Origin of the sequence: Staphylococcus pettenkoferi (assembly GCF_002902685.1) — a bacterium.
Classification (GTDB): Bacteria; Bacillota; Bacilli; order Staphylococcales; family Staphylococcaceae; genus Staphylococcus; species Staphylococcus pettenkoferi.
This window is the reverse complement of sequence record NZ_PPRN01000011.1, coordinates 1-17,880: the sequence shown is the minus strand read 5'-3', so window position 1 is coordinate 17,880 and position 17,880 is coordinate 1. Positions and strand designations below refer to the sequence as shown.

At 40.9% G+C, this 17,880-nt stretch carries 18 protein-coding genes and 1 riboswitch; of the genes, 16 read left to right on the top strand and 2 right to left on the bottom strand.

The window, feature by feature from the left end:
- Nucleotides 1-43 precede the first annotated feature (43 nt).
- The 8 genes from CD126_RS01975 (at nucleotide 44) to pcp (ending at nucleotide 6,086) form a co-directional block, all read left to right on the top strand.
- The gene (locus tag CD126_RS01975) at nucleotides 44-658 is read left to right on the top strand and encodes an NAD(P)-binding protein (RefSeq protein WP_103369949.1); all 615 of its coding nucleotides are present in this window, start codon (nucleotides 44-46) and stop codon (nucleotides 656-658) included.
- A gap of 24 nt (nucleotides 659-682) precedes the next feature.
- A complete protein-coding gene (locus tag CD126_RS01970) occupies nucleotides 683-1,579 on the top strand; it encodes a sulfite exporter TauE/SafE family protein (protein ID WP_002472641.1) in 897 nt (298 codons plus the stop codon).
- 4 nt (nucleotides 1,580-1,583) lie between these two features.
- Nucleotides 1,584-2,762, top strand: coding sequence for a sulfate adenylyltransferase (gene sat / locus CD126_RS01965; protein ID WP_049408277.1), 1,179 nt, complete (start codon nucleotides 1,584-1,586; stop codon nucleotides 2,760-2,762).
- Between the two features lie 18 nt (nucleotides 2,763-2,780).
- Nucleotides 2,781-3,380, top strand: a complete 600-nt coding sequence (cysC, locus tag CD126_RS01960; protein ID WP_049408279.1) for an adenylyl-sulfate kinase — start codon at nucleotides 2,781-2,783, stop codon at nucleotides 3,378-3,380.
- A gap of 27 nt (nucleotides 3,381-3,407) precedes the next feature.
- The gene (locus tag CD126_RS01955; RefSeq protein ID WP_049408281.1) at nucleotides 3,408-3,605 is read left to right on the top strand and encodes a hypothetical protein; all 198 of its coding nucleotides are present in this window, start codon (nucleotides 3,408-3,410) and stop codon (nucleotides 3,603-3,605) included.
- A 184-nt stretch (nucleotides 3,606-3,789) separates the two neighbouring features.
- Complete coding sequence (locus tag CD126_RS01950; RefSeq protein WP_002472679.1) at nucleotides 3,790-4,500, top strand: DUF969 domain-containing protein; 711 nt, start codon at nucleotides 3,790-3,792, stop codon at nucleotides 4,498-4,500.
- Entirely contained in the window at nucleotides 4,493-5,419 is a 927-nt protein-coding gene (locus CD126_RS01945) for a DUF979 domain-containing protein (protein ID WP_049408282.1), read from the top strand. Before CD126_RS01950 ends, CD126_RS01945 begins: the two co-directional genes overlap by 8 nt.
- Before the next feature lie 31 nt (nucleotides 5,420-5,450).
- The gene (pcp, locus tag CD126_RS01940) at nucleotides 5,451-6,086 is read left to right on the top strand and encodes a pyroglutamyl-peptidase I (protein ID WP_049408283.1); all 636 of its coding nucleotides are present in this window, start codon (nucleotides 5,451-5,453) and stop codon (nucleotides 6,084-6,086) included.
- A 274-nt stretch (nucleotides 6,087-6,360) separates the two neighbouring features.
- Here pcp and trhO read toward each other — a convergent pair whose 3' ends face one another.
- Nucleotides 6,361-7,314, bottom strand: a complete 954-nt coding sequence (trhO, locus tag CD126_RS01935) for an oxygen-dependent tRNA uridine(34) hydroxylase TrhO (RefSeq protein WP_049408360.1) — start codon at nucleotides 7,312-7,314, stop codon at nucleotides 6,361-6,363.
- 459 nt (nucleotides 7,315-7,773) lie between these two features.
- Here trhO and xylB point away from each other — a divergent pair, with 459 nt between their 5' ends.
- From xylB to CD126_RS01905, 6 genes are all read left to right on the top strand, one after another.
- On the top strand, nucleotides 7,774-9,267 hold the full coding sequence (gene xylB / locus CD126_RS01930; protein ID WP_049408285.1) for a xylulokinase: 1,494 nt from the start codon (nucleotides 7,774-7,776) through the stop codon (nucleotides 9,265-9,267).
- Nucleotides 9,268-9,357: 90 nt separating this feature from the next.
- Nucleotides 9,358-9,467: riboswitch (TPP riboswitch) on the top strand.
- Nucleotides 9,468-9,540: 73 nt separating this feature from the next.
- Nucleotides 9,541-10,125 carry a thiamine phosphate synthase gene (locus tag CD126_RS01925; RefSeq protein ID WP_103369948.1) on the top strand — a complete coding sequence of 195 codons (585 nt, stop codon included), beginning with the start codon at nucleotides 9,541-9,543 and terminating at the stop codon, nucleotides 10,123-10,125.
- Nucleotides 10,118-11,236 (top strand): glycine oxidase ThiO, encoded by a 1,119-nt coding sequence (gene thiO, locus CD126_RS01920; RefSeq protein ID WP_103369947.1) that lies wholly within the window; start codon nucleotides 10,118-10,120, stop codon nucleotides 11,234-11,236. Before CD126_RS01925 ends, thiO begins: the two co-directional genes overlap by 8 nt.
- Nucleotides 11,220-11,420 carry a sulfur carrier protein ThiS gene (thiS, locus tag CD126_RS01915; protein WP_049408289.1) on the top strand — a complete coding sequence of 67 codons (201 nt, stop codon included), beginning with the start codon at nucleotides 11,220-11,222 and terminating at the stop codon, nucleotides 11,418-11,420. The genes thiO and thiS overlap by 17 nt, the downstream gene beginning before the upstream one ends.
- A 1-nt stretch (nucleotide 11,421) precedes the next feature.
- Nucleotides 11,422-12,189 (top strand): thiazole synthase, encoded by a 768-nt coding sequence (locus CD126_RS01910; protein WP_002472666.1) that lies wholly within the window; start codon nucleotides 11,422-11,424, stop codon nucleotides 12,187-12,189.
- Entirely contained in the window at nucleotides 12,189-13,187 is a 999-nt protein-coding gene (locus tag CD126_RS01905; RefSeq protein WP_049408291.1) for a ThiF family adenylyltransferase, read from the top strand. Before CD126_RS01910 ends, CD126_RS01905 begins: the two co-directional genes overlap by 1 nt.
- A gap of 343 nt (nucleotides 13,188-13,530) precedes the next feature.
- Here the strand turns inward: CD126_RS01905 and CD126_RS01900 are convergent, their stop codons facing one another.
- Nucleotides 13,531-14,766: an acetylornithine deacetylase gene (locus CD126_RS01900; protein WP_049408293.1), complete on the bottom strand. Its 1,236-nt coding sequence runs from the start codon at nucleotides 14,764-14,766 to the stop codon at nucleotides 13,531-13,533.
- 523 nt (nucleotides 14,767-15,289) lie between these two features.
- Between CD126_RS01900 and CD126_RS01895 the strand changes: the two genes are divergently transcribed.
- Together CD126_RS01895 and CD126_RS01890 are read left to right on the top strand one after the other, a co-directional pair.
- On the top strand, nucleotides 15,290-16,897 hold the full coding sequence (locus CD126_RS01895; protein ID WP_103369946.1) for an FMN-binding glutamate synthase family protein: 1,608 nt from the start codon (nucleotides 15,290-15,292) through the stop codon (nucleotides 16,895-16,897).
- A gap of 66 nt (nucleotides 16,898-16,963) precedes the next feature.
- Nucleotides 16,964-17,632: an MgtC/SapB family protein gene (locus CD126_RS01890; RefSeq protein WP_002472642.1), complete on the top strand. Its 669-nt coding sequence runs from the start codon at nucleotides 16,964-16,966 to the stop codon at nucleotides 17,630-17,632.
- The last annotated feature ends 248 nt before the right edge of the window (nucleotides 17,633-17,880 follow it).

The following is a 17,880-nucleotide window of genomic DNA, read 5'->3' as shown; positions in this document are numbered from 1 at the left end:
TACAAAGTGAACTAATGTAGAACGATAAAGAGAGGTATAAAAGATGACATCTCACATGCCAATTATGGTTGATTTGCATAATAAAGACGTAGTCGTAATCGGAGGAGGAAAGGTAGCTGCACGACGCATTAACGTTGTAGTACGCTATACCCATAACATTACTGTTATCAGTCCAGAGGTACATGATGATATTCGCGCTCTGATAGAACAGGGAACGATTCATTGGCAGGCGCGCCGCTACCGAAGCAATGATGTACAAAATGCAGATTTCATCATCATTACTACAGATAATTCCGAGTTAAACGATTCGATTAGTCGTGAAGCGTCAAGTTCTGCTTTAGTGAATGTAGCGAGTAATGCAGAAGCGGGCAATGCTACGTTTCCAAGTATCATTCACAGAGGCAAATTGACGTTAAGCGTCTCAACAAACGGAGCAAGTCCACAATTAACGAAACAGATAAAGAAAGAATTAGAGACGAAGTATGACGAATCATATGAAAGTTATATAGACTTTCTTAACCAGTGTCGAATCAAAGTGAAACATACTTCGCTCAGCACTTCAGAAAAGCAAAGTTTATTGAAATCTCTGCTTTCAGAAGATTATTTCTCAAACACGCAACAACAAGAAATGCTTCATTATCTTGATAGATTAACTTAATTAAGAACTGGGGGCGGAAAGGATATGCGGAAATTACTAATATTTGCCTTAGCGGGCTTCGTAGCACAATTAATTGATGGCTCCTTAGGCATGGGGTTTGGTGCTTCCTCATCCTCTATATTATTAACGTTTGGTATAACTCCAGCCATCGTCTCAGCAACCGTGCACTTTTCAGAAATAGCTACGACAGCAGCATCCGGAACGTCTCATCTCAAATTTAAGAACGTCCACAAACCGACGATGATTAAACTCGCGGTTCCAGGAGCAATTGCCGCATTTCTAGGTGCAGCCTTTCTCACACATATTAAAGGCGACAATATCAAGCCCTTTATTGCGACATTCTTGCTCTTGATGGGATTCTATATCTTGTACCAATTCTTATTTAAAAGAAATCACCCATCTGAAGGACACAAAGTCGGAAAGATAAACAGTTTTCTAATTATTCCTCAAGGCTTAATTGCAGGAATATTAGATTCAATAGGTGGTGGCGGTTGGGGTCCCGTCAACACACCATTACTTCTCTCTAGTAAGAAACTGGAACCACGTTATGCGATTGGAACGGTTTCTGCGAGTGAATTTTTCGTAACGATTTCCGCCTCATTAAGCTTTATTATCTTTTTAGGCGTGAGCCAAATTAATTGGGGCTTAGTCATCGCATTAAGTGTGGGTGGTATGATTGCCGCTCCTATTTCAGCTTTTCTCGTACGTATACTTCCCGTCAATGTATTGGCGGTATGCGTAGGAGGGTTGATTATCTTTACGAATAGCAATGCGTTGTTACAGTATCTCGTTTCTAATGCAGCGCTTGCGAATACGATTAAAGGTATTATTGTCTTTCTATTCGTAATTCTCATTCTTTATGTGGTGAATCGAAACCGGTCTTTTAAGAGAACTAAAAATAAAAAGAAAGTTGAGGTATAAACACATGGCAGTTTCAAATGACATTATCAATAATACAATCAAACCGCATGGAGGCGAGCTGATTAATCGTGCTCTAGAAGGTCAAGAGCGTGAAACACTTATCCAACAAGCTCAAGACTTTCCAAGTGTAACGCTCAATCCATGGAGTCTATCTGATCTTGAATTAATTGGTATTGGTGGATTCAGTCCACTCACTGGTTTCATGGGTGAAGCAGATTACAACAAGGTAGTAGAAGAAACACACTTAGCTAATGGTTTAGTATGGAGTATTCCAATCACACTACCAGTAGATGAAGCGAAAGCAGATGAGCTTAATGTTGGCGATCGTGTCGCATTGTATGGCGAAGATGGCGAACTTTACGGCGTCTTAGACTTAGAAGAGAAATTCAGTTATGACAAAGAGAAAGAAGCACGTGAAGTATACGGTACAACTGACGACAATCATCCAGGTGTTAAAAAAGTTTATGAAAAAGGCTCAATTTATCTCGGTGGTCCAGTTTATTTATTAAACCGTCCGAAACACGATGAATTCTCTGATTATCACTATGATCCAGCGGAAACACGTCAAATGTTCGCTGACTTAGGTTGGAAAACAGTTGTAGGTTTCCAAACACGTAACCCAGTGCATCGTGCACATGAATATATTCAAAAATCAGCTTTAGAAATTGTAGATGGCTTACTGTTAAACCCACTCGTAGGAGAAACGAAATCAGATGATATCCCTGCAGATGTGCGTATGGAAAGTTATCAAGCGATACTTAAAAATTATTTCCCAGAAAATAGAACACGTTTAGTGATCTATCCAGCAGCAATGCGTTATGCAGGACCTAAGGAAGCAATTCTGCATGCGACTGTACGTAAAAACTATGGTTGTACACACTTCATCGTTGGTCGTGACCACGCAGGTGTCGGCGATTACTACGGTACTTACGAAGCGCAAGAACTCATTTCACAATATGAAGATGAATTAGGAATTCAAATATTAAAATTTGAGCACGCTTTCTACTGCGAAGTATGTGGCAACATGGCAACAGCGAAGACTTGCCCACACGACAGTTCTAAACATCTTCACTTAAGTGGTACGAAAGTACGCGAAAAATTACGTAATGGTGAACCATTACCTAAAGAATTCTCTCGTCCAGAGGTTGCGGAAGTCTTAATCAAAGGACTTAAAGAAAACTAATATTTGAGGAGTGGAATGATGGGTGAATCAACAAATATTACTTGGCATGATTCAGAAGTAACGAAACAAGATCGTCAACAACTACATGGTCATAAGAGCGCTACACTTTGGTTTACTGGTTTATCAGGTTCTGGTAAATCAACGATCTCAGTAGAGTTAGAGAAAGCTTTATTTGAACGTAAAAAACATGCCTTTCGTTTAGACGGCGATAACGTTCGTCATGGATTAAATAAGAATCTAGGTTTTAGTCCTGAAGATCGTCAAGAGAATATTCGTCGTATTGGCGAAGTAAGTAAACTAATGGTAGATGCAGGGCTCATTACCATCACTGCATTTATTTCTCCTTATCGAGAAGATAGAGACAATGTGAGAGCGATGTTAGATGACGACGAATTTATCGAAATCTATACCCAATGTAGTGTTGAAGAGTGTGAGCGTCGTGATCCTAAAGGACTTTATAAGAAAGCTAGAACGGGTGAAATCCCAGAATTTACTGGAATTAGTGCACCTTACGAAGAACCACGTAATCCTGAAATCACAATTGATACTGAACAATTAGATGTTAAAGACGCTGTTACACAAATTCTAAATTATTTAGAAGAGCATCAATATATTTAATGGATTGTCTATAAAGGAGGAGACCTCATGAACTTAGTAGGAATTATCATTTTAATATTATTTATCGTCTTTATTGCTAGTGTTGCAATTAACGCGATATTACTAGCAAAAGGCACAGAGCGTCGTCGATTTTTCTTTGAAACGAATTTACTTTCTAAGTTCATGGTAGGATCTTTCATCCTATTGGGCATTATTTTAGTGGTGTTCGGACATTATCATCATTAAGCATGTAATAGTTGAAGCTATCTAAGTAAACCTTTGAGTAGTATGGTTTGAACAACTTTCTTCTAACCGTACTACTCTTTTTCTATGTGCAATAAATTAACAAGAAGGACTATTATTAAATTCTGAATTATGATAATCTTTAATGCAATTAGTTTTTCATACTAAACAAAGGGGAGTTGAAACTATGGAATGGCTTAAATTAATAGGCATTGTGATTATCATTGTTGGCTTTTTAGTCAAAATAGATACGATTGCAGTTATTTTAATCGCTGCGATAGCGACTGGGTTAGTATCAGGGATGGACTTTACTCAAATATTAGCTACTTTAGGAAAAGCGTTCGTAGATCAGCGTTTAGTCACATTATTCGTCTTAACCTTACCAATGGTAGGGCTTATTGAACGCTTTGGACTAAAGAAACAGGCATCTAATTTAATTGGTAAAGTACAAAAAGTCACGAGTGGAAGGCTGATGACCTTGTATTTAATTCTGAGAAAGGTCGCAGGGTTAGCTTCTATTCGTATTAATGGACACCCGCAATTTGTGCGCCCACTCATTAATCCTATGACGCAAAGTGCATTGCGCACACGTTATAACTTAAATCAAAAAGATGTAGATCCAAAAGATATCGATAAGATCAAAGCACAAACTTCTGCCATGGAGAATTACGGTAACTTCTTTGGACAAAATTTATTTATTGGTTCTGCAGGGGTATTATTGATGGCTGGAACGTTCAAGTCGTTACATATTAACGTCAATGCAGTTGATCTTGTCTTAGCTTCACTACCTATCGCTGGAGTGACGATAGTTATCGTTTGGCTCAACAATATCTTGTTCGACCGTTATTTAGATAAAAAGTATGGACGAACTCACAAAGGGGTGCGTAATGATGAGTGAGACAGTAATTAATCGCATTCTTGAATGCTTCTATATACTAGCGGGTTTACAATTCATCTACACAGCTTATCGTGCTTTGAAAGCGCCTGATAAAGGTAAACGAGTGGGAACTGCACTTTTCTGGCTAATACTTGCAATCTTATTTATGGCAGGTCCATATTTGCCTAATGTCATAAACGGTTTACTTATCGTTCTAATGGGGGTACTCACACTCTTCAAACAAGTTATGATTAAAAATATCATTGATGTGAATGAGCGTGAAGTAGAACAAGGTGCACGTCGTTACGGAAACAAACTATTCATACCTGCATTAGTTTTAGCAGTCGTAGCAGTCATCGTTTCGAATTGGACACCTTTAGGCGGTGCAATTGGCTTAGGTGTATCTTCAGTTGTAGGTTTAATCGCAGCATTACTCGTTATTAAACCTAAAGCGAAATACATACTTTATGATAGCGACAGGTTGACACAACAGGTCGGTGCTGTAGGTATTCTACCGCAATTTCTAGCTGCTTTAGGTGTTCTTTTTACAGCGAGTGGTGTAGGGAAAGTAATTTCTCATGGTATATCTTCATTTCTACCTGAAGGAAGTCATCTCGTTGGCTCTATCGCTTATATACTAGGAATGGTGCTGTTTACGATGTTGATGGGGAATGCATTTGCAGCTTTCACTGTTATTACTGCAAGCATAGGAATTCCTTTCGTTATTGCTCAAGGGGGCGATCCAGTTATTGCTGGTGCTCTAGCCATGACAGGTGGTTTCTGTGGCACACTGATTACCCCTATGGCAGCGAACTTTAATACGTTACCAGTAGCATTGTTAGAAATGAAAGACGAGTTTGGAGTAATTAAGGCACAATTACCTGTAGCACTACTGCTTATCGTTGCTCACATTGCTTTAATGTACTTTTGGGCTTTTTAATGTAACTAATCAATAATAGGAGGACTTGCTTATGAATATATTAGTCGCAGCATTTGATCCGTTTGGTGGAGAGAATATTAATCCAGCTCTTGAAGCAGTGAAGTCTTTGGATGACACGATTGGTGACCATCAAATTACAAAGTTGGAGATTCCCACAGTATTCCATAAATCGAAACAAGTTATTGAACAAGAACTTGAACAACAAAACTATGATGCAGTGCTAGTGATAGGACAAGCTGGAGGTAGATTTGAACTCACGCCTGAACGTATCGGAATTAATGTAGACGATGCACGTATTCCAGATAATGAGAAGAATCAACCTATTGATCAGAGTATCCAAGCAGAAGGTGAAACTGCATACTTCTCTAATATGCCTGTTAAAAGGATGGTAGCGGCTATCAAAGAAGCGGGCGTACCAGCGCGATTGTCTAACACCGCGGGGACTTTCGTGTGTAACCATATTCTATATCAATTAGGCTATTTACAAGCGACACGTTTCTCAAATATACGCTTTGGTTTCATTCATGTACCTTACGTACCTGAACAAGTAACAGATAAACCTAATCAACCGTCAATGTCTCTTGAAACGATGGTTAAAGGTTTAACTGCGGCAATTCGAGTGATTGATCAGCAAGATGAGAAAATTGCACTAGGAGAAACGCATTAAATTGAACTGACTTTGTCGATTGGCATGAGTGACGTTTGATGTGCTTATCATATATTGGCGGGCAACACTAAAGCAAATTGCAGTTATTCAATTTTTAGACGGAAGGGCGTAACAGAATTTCAGCTCCACCAGAAATTTTCACAAAAATGAATTAGGAGACGCTCGCAAAAAATCAAATTTCGTAAAATCGAGGTTACTTTTACACATCGTAAAATCACTCAACTAAAAAAGCTACTTCCACTGCACGAGGGAAGTAGCTTTATTGCATTAAAAATTATTGTTTAGCGAGTTCTTTAAAGTTCTCAAGACGACGTTGTTTCTCTTCGTCGCTAATGTTGTGACGTTTCACATAACGATTGCGCTCGTCTGCCGCACATTCGTAACTGCATGCGCCTAAGTAGCGTTCTTCGTTCTCTTCTGAAACGAGAATTTGTTTGTTACATTCTGGGTTACTACAGTTGATGTAGCGTTCACATGGTGTACCGTCGAACCACTCTTTACCGACAACTGTCTTGTTCACATGGTTCACGTCGACGCTGATACGTTCATCAAACACGTACATTTTACCATCCCAGTATTCACCTTGAGTCTCAGGGTCTTTACCGTAAGTCGCAATACCGCCTTCAAGTTGACCTACGTCTTCGAAACCTTCACGTTTAAGCCAACCTGAGAATTTCTCACAGCGGATACCACCTGTGCAGTAAGTGACAATCTTCTTACCTGAAAGCTCATCTTTGTGATTTCTGATCCAGTCAGGTAAATCTCTGAAGCGAGTAATATCAGGGCGAACTGCGCCACGGAAGTGACCTAAGTCATACTCATAGTCATTACGTGCATCGAGGATGATTGTGTCGTCTGACAATAACGCTTCCTTGAATTCGCTTGGTGAATAATATTTACCTGTGAGCTCTTTCGGATTCACATCTTCATCTAAATCAAATGCGACAATCTCTTTTCTAGGACGCACGTGCATCTTCTTGAATGCGTGTTCTTCAGCTTTATCTTCTTTAAATACGATATCTTTGAAACGCTCATCTGAACGGACATGTTCTTTATATTTTTCTGTCGCTTCAACTGGACCTGATAACGTTCCATTGAGTCCCTCTGTTGAGACTAGGATGCGTCCTTTCAAGCCGAGTGATTTACAGAAATCTAAATGTTCTTGCGCAAATGTTTCTGGATCATCGATAGTTACGTATTTGTAATATAGTAAGACTCTATAATCCATACTCATACTTACCTTCTCCTTTATTTTATGATTACTTTATATGTTAACGATAACTCCATCGCTATGAAGTGAATGATTGAAATGATTGCTAAGCGATAATACTACTCATTAAGGGGAATTAAACTGTTTAACAGTAATATTCTAACATGTATGTCAAACCTATATGAGCGAGTTGCCTATAAAGATTTGCGAGTAGTTACGACTTTCTTAACACTCTCCTATTATGCCTTAAGAAAGTAGGGTAGGGACACTATTTTGTTTCAGTAGCAACTTTGCCATATAAATATCACTTTTTAGACGTCGGGCAGACTGCTCACCCTGTTAAAACGCATGGTTGTCCCAATTTTAACTCAACCGCCTAAGCTTATTTAGGAGTTGTTTTTCTAGAAAAGGTGTGATAAATCTTAAAGATAATAAGAGAGCTAGAAAAAATTCTGAAGTAAAGGACGAGTGTGAACAGTGAAAGAAGTAGTGTTGGGCATTGATATTGGTACAAGTTCAGTAAAAGCGATTGCTGTCGACAAGCAAGGTGCAGTCGTAGCTGTAGCGAAAGAAGATTTGAGTATTTATCATGACTATCCAGGTTACAGCGAGCAAGATCCTGATGAATGGTTTGAAGCAGCGACTTCGTGTGTGGAGCAACTCCGCCAAGACGAAGCGATGGCTCCTTACGCCATCAAAGGCTTGTCGTTCTCAGGACAAATGCATGGTTTAGTGCTATTGAATAAGGATTTGAAACCACTCCGTAGAGCAATACTCTGGAATGATACACGTTCTTCAGAGCAGTGTAAACAGATTATTAATCAATTAGGGAATTACGTGTTAGGAAATCCAGTTCTTGAAGGCTTTACGTTAACGAAATTATTGTGGGTGAAAGCGCACGAACCTGAGAATTGGGAACAAGCCCATGTCTTTATGTTGCCGAAAGATTATGTGCGCTTTAAATTTACGAATCAGATCAACATGGAATACTCTGACGGTTCAAGTACGTTGCTCTTAGATCCTGTAACGAATGCGTGGTCGAAAGAAACAGGCGAACGTTTCGGCATGAAGGACATATACCCTGAGTTGGTTCCTTCTACGGCGAAAGTGGGTCATATCACGACATCGCTTGCACAAGAACTCGGCTTAGAAGATGATGTTGCAGTCTTCGCTGGTGGAGGAGATAACGCATGTGGTGCAGTAGGCGCTGGAGTGATGAACGCGAACGAAACGCTATGCAGTATTGGTACGTCAGGTGTTGTCTTATCGTGTGAGACTGAAGAAGATAAGACGATGTATCATAATATTCACATGTTTAAGCACGCGAAGATGCACATGTCGTACGCGATGGGCGTCACGTTAGCAGCTGGCGATAGCTTGAGTTGGTTGAAACGCACCGTCTTTCCTAATTTGGACTTTGCAGAGATTGTTGATTTGGCTGCGCAATCGCAACCTGGCAGCAACGGTTTGCTCTTCGCCCCTTATCTATCAGGTGAACGCACGCCTCATGGTGACGCGAATATTCGAGGTAGTTTTATAGGTCTGAGCGGTATGCATACAAAAGCGGATATGGCACGTGCTGTCCTAGAAGGTATTACTTTCTCACTCTATGATTCAATCGCTTATTTGCGCGAAACTGGTAAAAATATTTCAGAAATCGTAGCGATTGGCGGCGGTGCGCAAAGTGAATTCTGGCTTCAACTACAAGCCGATATCTTTAATGCTGATATTAAAAGTTTACGCAATGCGGAAGGACCAAGTATGGGTGCGGCAATGATTGCGGCTTACGGTTTAGGTTGGTTTGAATCGTTAGAAGATTGTGTAGAACAATTTATTGAATACGGTGCAGTGTATCATCCTGATGCTGAGCGTCACCAACGTTATCAGCAGTTTTACAATTTGTATCAACAAGTTTATCTGCAAACGAAAGACATCACAAAAGGTCTGTTAGAGTTAACGCGTAAGCAGTAAGGTTTCTAATTACACTCTTGAATCCGCTTGCAAGATAGCTCGGCTTGCGTTAATATAAAAATTGAATTACGAACTGAATAGAAATGAGTAGTGAACCACTGGAAGTGCTTTTGTTAAAGGCTGAGATTAAAGTATCGACTTTAGAATTCCTAGAACCTGATCCAGTTCATACTGGCGTAGGAAAGTGGCGTTCAACGAGTTGATAAAGTAAGATGCGTAGACGTTATTTTTCTAGCCGGAAAAATAACGTCTTTTTTATTTGGGGTGACGACTTTGTTTATTGCAATCACACCGTATCGAAACTTAACAGTACAAGATTTAGAACACTATCGTGAACTTGCCACTGACATCGATGGTTTAATACTACGTACGCCTATGCCGATGGATCAACTCGAACAGTGGATTGAACAGATAGTACGACAAGGCTTTGCAAAGGATAAATTGATTGCGCACAATGACATTCAGCTATTGGAACGCCAACACTTAAGTGCAATTCATTTTAAAGAAAGTGCTGAAGAACTAGAATCATTTGTCGATACACACCCTAATATTCGCGTCAGTCAATCTACGCATTCGGCAGCCACAATCCAAAGGGCGGCGAACTTAGGTCTCGACTTTGTGTTGTACGGACACATTTTTCCTACAAAGTCTAAGCCAGGGTTAGCGCCAAGGACAGCTACAGAAATAAGAGCTGCAGTTGCTCAACCCATCCCAGTGGTCGCGTTGGGAGGAATTACGCTCACGAATATTTCACAATTGCCGAAAGGATTTACAGGTATCGCAGCTATTTCGCTATTTGAAAATGTCACGACGTCAGAGATGAAGGCGTTGAGAAAGGAATGGTCCGAGTATGTATGATGTCATCATCATAGGATCTGGAGTTATGGGAATGTCTATCGCGCGAGAGTTGAGTGCGAAACAATTGAACGTTGCGGTGTTGGATCGCGATGTGCCAGGTAAGCATGCGTCGTATAAAGCAGGCGGCATGTTAGGTGCGCAGAATGAGTTCATGTATTATAGCCCGCTATACGAATTAGCGAGAGAATCGCAGAAACGCTTTGAAGGGTTGAGTGAGCGTCTCAAAGAAGAGGTCGGTATCGATATCGAGTTTAAACAAACAGGGCTTATCAAATTAGCGGCGCAGTCTGAAGACAACGACTTTGTCGAAGCCCAATCGCAATTCTTAAGCAAGTATAATCCGCTCGTTCGTGATTTAAACCGTGAAGCATTAAAGCGACATACACATGGTGAGATTAATGTCACTGGGTTAGCCGCTACGCTCATTCCGGACGACCATCAAATCAATGCGAATAAGTATACGAAAGCGTTGCTCAAGTCGTTGAATAAACGCAATGTACATCGTTGGTATCAGACCGAGGCCCAAGCGATTGAACGCACATCTTCAGGTTATGTGGTACACACGGATCGCGAAAGTTTAACGGCCGAACAAGTCATCGTTGCAGGTGGCGCTTGGAGTGCAGATTTACTAGAAGATGAGGCGTTGAAGCGTCAAGTGACAGGTGTGAAAGGTGAGGTGCTGCTCGTTGAGAATCCTGACCTCAAACTTGAAACAACGGTCTTTATGACAAATGGTTGTTATATAGTACCGAAGAATAAATCTCGGTTTCTCATTGGGGCGACGAGCTTGAGAGACGATTATTCAGTCGGTGTTTCTGAAGCAGGTAAAAAATGGCTGTTTGATGAAGCGTGTGCCAAGATACCTGGTTTGCGCAACAGTAAAGTATTAAAACACTGGTCAGGTGTCCGCCCATATACACGTGGTGAACAGCCGATTATGGACGAGATAGAAGAAGGTCTGTTCGTCATCACCGGACATTACCGTAACGGTATTCTGTTGTCGCCCGTTATTGGAGACCTGATGGCAGAATGGCTCGTTGGCGGTCAGAAACCTGTCGCGTTAAATGACTTTGCATATGTAAGAGGTGAATTAAATGAAGTGTGTGATTAATGGCGATACGTTCACTTTCGATAGTGAATTGTCTGTACATGATGTGATTCAGCAACTTGAGTTAGATGAGAAGCGCGTCATTGTTGAGCACAACGAAGATTTGCTCAAGCGAGATCAATATGAGCAAGCCATCGTGAAAGAATCGGACAAATTAGAATTGTTAGAAGTCGTAGGAGGCGGTTAATATGTTTAAAATTGGAAATTTCGAATTCAAATCAAGATTATTTTTAGGAACAGGAAAGTTTGAAGATGAAGAGACACAAACGAAAGCGATCGAAGCGTCTGAAACAGAAGTACTCACGTTCGCAGTACGTCGTATGAATTTATACGACAAGTCTTTACCGAATCCATTAGCGAATGTGGATTTGAGTCAATTCACTACTTTTCCAAACACAGCAGGAGCTAAGACAGCTAAAGAAGCGATTCGCATAGCCGAAATTGCGAACCATGCAGGCGTGTGTGACATGATCAAAGTAGAAGTGATCGGGGACGATGAAACGTTGTTACCTGATCCATTTGAGACATACGAAGCATGTAAAGTGTTGTTAGACAAAGGGTACACAGTTTGTCCGTACATTTCTAACGACCTCGTGTTAGCGAGACGTCTCGAAGAGTTAGGTGTACATGCAGTGATGCCACTCGCTTCACCAATCGGCACAGGACGTGGTATCAACAACCCGTTAAACTTGCGTTATATTATTGAGCAAGCTAATGTGCCGGTCATCGTGGACGCAGGTATCGGTTCTCCGAAAGATGTGGCCCAAGCGATGGAACTAGGTGCTGACGGTATCTTGTTAAATACGGCAATCTCTAGTGCGAAAGATCCTGTTAAAATGGCTGAAGCAATGAAACTAGGCATTCACGCAGGCCGTCTAGGATACGAGGCTGGTCGCATTCCTGTGAAATATACTGCGCAAGCTTCTAGCCCAACTGAAGGATTAGGCTATCTATAATGACACGTTATGCACGACAAGCGCGCTTTAGCCTATTCGGTGAACAAGGACAATCTCAACTAGAAGCACTCCATGTTCTGATTATTGGTGCGGGCGCTTTAGGAAGTCATACGGCTGAAATGCTTGTGCGCATGGGTGTAGGACGACTGACCATTGCTGATATGGATATCGTGGAAACGTCCAACTTACATCGACAAGCTGTATATGATGAGCAGGATGTAGCTGAAATGTTGCCTAAAGTGGAAGCGTTAAAACACAAATTAGCTACTGTGAATTCTCAGGTTCTGATTTCTACATTATATATGGAAGTCACACCAACGAACATCAGTCAGCTCATTCGTGATACGCAACCTGATGTCATCATTGACGGTATGGATAACTTTAAAATGCGTTACTTGATTAATGAAGCGGCTTGCGATTCGCAAATTCCGTGGATTTACGGTGCAGTGGTCGGCAGTAAAGGGAGTGTGTACGCTTTTGACTTTACTGGTCCTTGTTTAAAATGCTTATTCGGGGAAATGCCTGAAACAGCTGAAAGTTGTGCGATTAATGGCATCTTGCCGCCTGTAGTGCAACAGGTGGCAAGTATGCAAGTGTCAGAGTTATTACGATATGCTAGTGGTAACGGTTTTTCAAAAAAACTTGTGACGATCGATACCTTCCAAGTCAAGTATCAAACGATGAATGTTGACGCTTTGAAAGATACTGACTGTCGTGTGTGTAGCCAACACGATTACCAGTTATTGAATCATAACGAACACCATCCGATAGAAGATTTGTGTGGCAATGCCATTCGATTTCGTTTTAAGCCTCACGTCTTCGACCATGCTGAATTACTTCCAGGAACGATTGTGAAAAGAAATAACTTTGCTACCATTATCCATTATCAAGATTATACCCTTACGTTATTCAAAGATGGACGTATGAATGTGCATGGTCTGACAGAAGACACAGATGTTAAGACACTCTTTAATACTATCAATAAAAGTTTCAAATGATTTCGCGTCATAACAAACTTATGGGAGAACGATAAATATAAGATACATGAAGGAAGTGTGATAAGTCACTTCGCTACGTTACGGCTAGGATATGATAATGAACGAATCTGATACTTATTAATGTATAAAGACGCAAGCACAACGAGAGAACAATGAGAAGTTCTCTTATTCCCATTCCTATAACCGTATAATATAAAGAGGTCGGAGCCCGTTTCCGACCTCTTTATTTATTTGGTGAAGTAGGAGTGGAAGGTTTCATATCACGAGATACTTAGAGGATATGCATTTTTTACTATGCCGGGCGTCTTAATTCTGTCATTTTAACTCACAATCACTACTTTTATTAACCTTTTTGTGGTGATGCATACCAAGATTTTAAAAAGGCCTCAAGAACCTGCGCGAACTGTTCTAGTTCCTCTACTTTAATCTTCTCATTGACGCTATGCGCTTCAGTTAAATCACCAGGGCCGTAGAGAATAGTTGGAATGCCGAAATATTCAAGCCAACCGCCATCAGTTACGGTTGTACTCATATTCGATTGTAAGGGTTGCTGCATCACTTGCTCGTGAGCATGTTGCAACATCTCATAACCTGGATGGTCGGTAGGAATCGTAAAGCTTGGAAAGACTTCGTTTTTATCTTCAATCATAGAGGTACCGCCCCAATCATATTGGAGAGGATTATTGCGCAACCACACGTCTGCATCAGCTACTTTATTGAGATAATCTTCAATTTCTGCAACAATTTCGTCGTGATTCTCGTTAGGTAAATAATGCACGGTAATCCATAACTTACATTCATCAGCCACGAAAGCTGGGTGTCTACCGCCTTCGATATATGCTGGATTGATGGTTGTAGAACCTGCAGGCATATCTGGATAAGATTTCGTCACAGCCCAATGTCGCTCGAGTTCATTTAATGCTTGAATCACCTTGGACATCTTCTCAATCGCACTGGCACCATACAGACCGCCGCCTGCATGAATCATTTGTTGACGCGCACCATCGTGTACGGTCTTAGCGCTTTTAACAGTAATCCAACCTGTAATGACACCACCTTGACCTTGGGCAACTTGTTCACTCGTATCGAGGACCAATCCTAAATCGGCTTGCGGTGCATGTTCGCAGGCTGTCTTCGTGCCAGCTTCTCCGACTTCCTCGCCAACTACAGATTGCACAATAATGTCACCTTGAGGTTGGATATGCTCATGATGTAACTTTTCTAATACATATAATAAGGAAGCGACGCCACCTTTCATATCTGCGACACCACGGCCGTACAAGTAATCATCTACTTGCGTCAGTTCGAAAGGTGGATAGGTCCAATCTGAGCTGTCTCCAACATGTGCGACATCGACGTGTCCATTAAGGATAAGTTTAGGTGCTGTAGAATCGCTTCCTTTCAACGTCGCATTAATCACGCTATCGTTCTTATAAAGGGGATAGCGGTCGACTTCGAAGCCTAGTGCTTCAAGGAAATGTTGAATCTCATCTTGAAGCGGGTCTGTGTTACGTGCGGGTGGACTTTCTGTTTGATACTTAACTAACAATTCAAGTATGTGAAATAATCTCTCATTCATCGTACATCTCCCTTTCATCGTCTTTAGTTAAAGTGTATCAAAGTAGGGGAGATAAGCAACGAAAGTTACAGAGTTGGAGTGGGCGCTGAGCGTGGTGAGGTTTTTACTATTTCCGAGCGATAGGTGAGTAGTTAAAAGTGTCCTCTTCATTCGACCTTCACTCGAGTCTAAATCCGACAAATTTGTCGTACTATTTTTGATTTTTCACTTTTTACAAAATCCCGTTGTTACGCCTTGAAAAACAAATGAAAATGTAGAATAATACAATGTTGAATAGGTTTAATTTTTTGAGTTCGTTTTAATTTAAAACGATAACATAACGATTGATAACCAAATATTGTAAGTTACTTATTGACTAGACGAACTGTCTAGGGTACACAACATTTAAAGCAGTCAGAGGGCGATGATTGCTTTTTTGTTATATCACTTAATAAAGCGCTTACAATATCATTGGATGAGCACGGGGGAGCTTACACGGTGTCTCAGTATAATCGATGAAACTCACATATTGGGGGATATAGTCATGACATTTCTTACGATACTACAACTAATCATCAACGTATTAGTTGTAGGAGTTCTACTTTTCGGCATTATCACTGCCATTGCTTTCTACTTTAAAGACAAGACGCAGAAACATCACAGTGTGTTAAGAAACTATCCATTACTTGCACGTGTCCGTTACTTCTTAGAGAAGATTGGTCCTGAGATGCGTCAATACTTGTTCTCTGAAGATACGCAAGGGAAACCTTTCTCACGTAGCGATTATAAAAACATCGTTATCGCTGGGAAATATAATTCACGTATGTCCAGTTACGGTACGTTGTATCCGTATGAAGATGGCTTCTTTATTCAGAATGCCATGTATCCGAAGCAAGAATCTGAGCTTAACGTCGATCAATCTCGTATGATTTCGACTTTTATCTACAAGATCAAGAACGAACGTCTCTTCAACCGTGATGAGAAGATTCATAAGACTGAAATCGATCCATTCTATCTCGCGGACGATGATGCGATCGTCTTAGGCAGTCATCTTCAACATCCTTTTACTATTAAAAGGCTCGTGGGTCAGTCAGGTATGAGTTATGGTGCCCTTGGTGGACGTGCGATTACAGCATTATCAATGGGACTTGGTCAAGCTGGAACTTGGATGAATACAGGTGAAGGTGGTCTATCTAAATACCATCTCGAAGGTGGCGCAGATATTATCTTCCAAATCGGACCAGGTATGTTTGGTGTCCGCAATAAAGAAGGCGACTTCGATTTAGACATGTTCTTGAAACAAGCACGTCGTGAAAAAGTCCGTGCCTTTGAAGTGAAACTCGCTCAAGGTGCGAAGACGCGTGGCGGTCACATGGAAAGTAATAAAGTAACAGAAGAAATCGCAGAAATTCGTAATGTGGAACCTTGGAAGACGATTAACTCTCCAAACCGTTTCGCACATATCAATAACAATAAAGAGCTATTAAGTTGGGTGAAGAAGCTCGAAACACACGGTCAGAAGCCAGTTGGTTTCAAGATTGTAGTAAGCCGTGTACATGAAATCGAGGCGCTCGTGAAGACGATGGTTGAGACGGATACGTACCCAAGCTTTATCACTGTCGATGGCGGTGAAGGTGGTACAGGTGCGACGTTCCAAGAATTACAAGATGGCGTGGGACTTCCACTCTTCACAGCACTGCCAATCGTTTCAGGTATGTTGGAAAAATATGGTGTGCGTGACAAAGTGAAGATCTTCGCGTCAGGTAAACTCGTTACGCCTGATAAGATTGCAATTGCGCTCGGTCTTGGCGCAGACTTAATCAATGTCGCACGTGGTATGATGATCAGCGTAGGTTGTATCATGAGTCAACAATGTCATATGAATACATGTCCTGTAGGTGTGGCAACAACGGATCCTAAACGTGAACGTGCGCTGATTGTTGATGAGAAGAAATATCGCGTGACGAACTATATCACTAGTTTACATGAAGGTCTGTTTACGATTGCGGCTGCAGTAGGAGTTTCAAGTCCTACACAAATCACACGCGATCACATTATCTTGAAGCGTAAAGACGGTTCACTTCAAACGATTCATGACTATAAATTGAAACTCACAGAGACCGCATTGAAAGGTCAATCTGATTCTGCTTAAATTGAAATTATAGTAGAATAAGTACGAGGAAGTTGAAATCATGCTTGGCGTGAAAGAAGGGATAATATGTTATTTCAATTAGACCTCTTTCTAAGAATCTTCGTCGCAGCAGTTTGTGGTTCGGTGATGGGTTACGAACGTGCACAGCGGATGAAAGCTGCGGGTGTACGTACGCATATTCTCGTCAGTGCAGCTTCAGCACTCTTTATCATTATTTCGAAATACAGTTTCGATGATTTGTTAGGTCAGACAAACATTGCGCTCGATCCATCACGTGTCGCTGCTCAAGTTGTCAGTGGTATCAGCTTTATCGGTGCCGGCACGATTCTGATCCGTAACTCGAACATCAATGGTTTAACGACAGCAGCAGGATTATGGATCATGTCAGGTATTGGTATGGCGCTCGGTGCTGGCATGTACTTTATCGGTATCGTTACGACGATTCTTATAGTGATTATCCAATACTTTATGCGTGCGCGTTTTCTTCATGAGATTATTATTCGTAAAGAGACGATTAAATTTACGATTGAAGCTTCTTATACACCTCAGTTGAAACGCGAGATTGTAGAGTTGTTGGAGTCACATGGAATCGAACGTATTTCTTTCTATATCTTCAAGATAGACCGAGATATGATTTATCTGAACGTGACAGGTAAAGTGGCAGCGAAAGGTTACGACAACAATGCGATGATTGAGAACTTAGTTAATTTAGATGATATTAAAGCTGTAGGTTAATATAGAACGCTCATAGGAGTCTCAAGTTGACTTCTGTGAGCGTTTTTTGATGGTAAAAGGAAAGTTGGAAATAGTGGTTCGTTTGGTGGCGAAAAGATCTGTTTAACTCGGTTTTTCATTCTAAGCGCTTTAAAACTGGATTTATGTGGCGGTCATAAAATCTTCCAAGCACATCGGATCATTTCTGAAGACAAATTTCACACGTCAGAGGGAGGAAAGGTAAAATTAATTATGTTATATTAAAATAT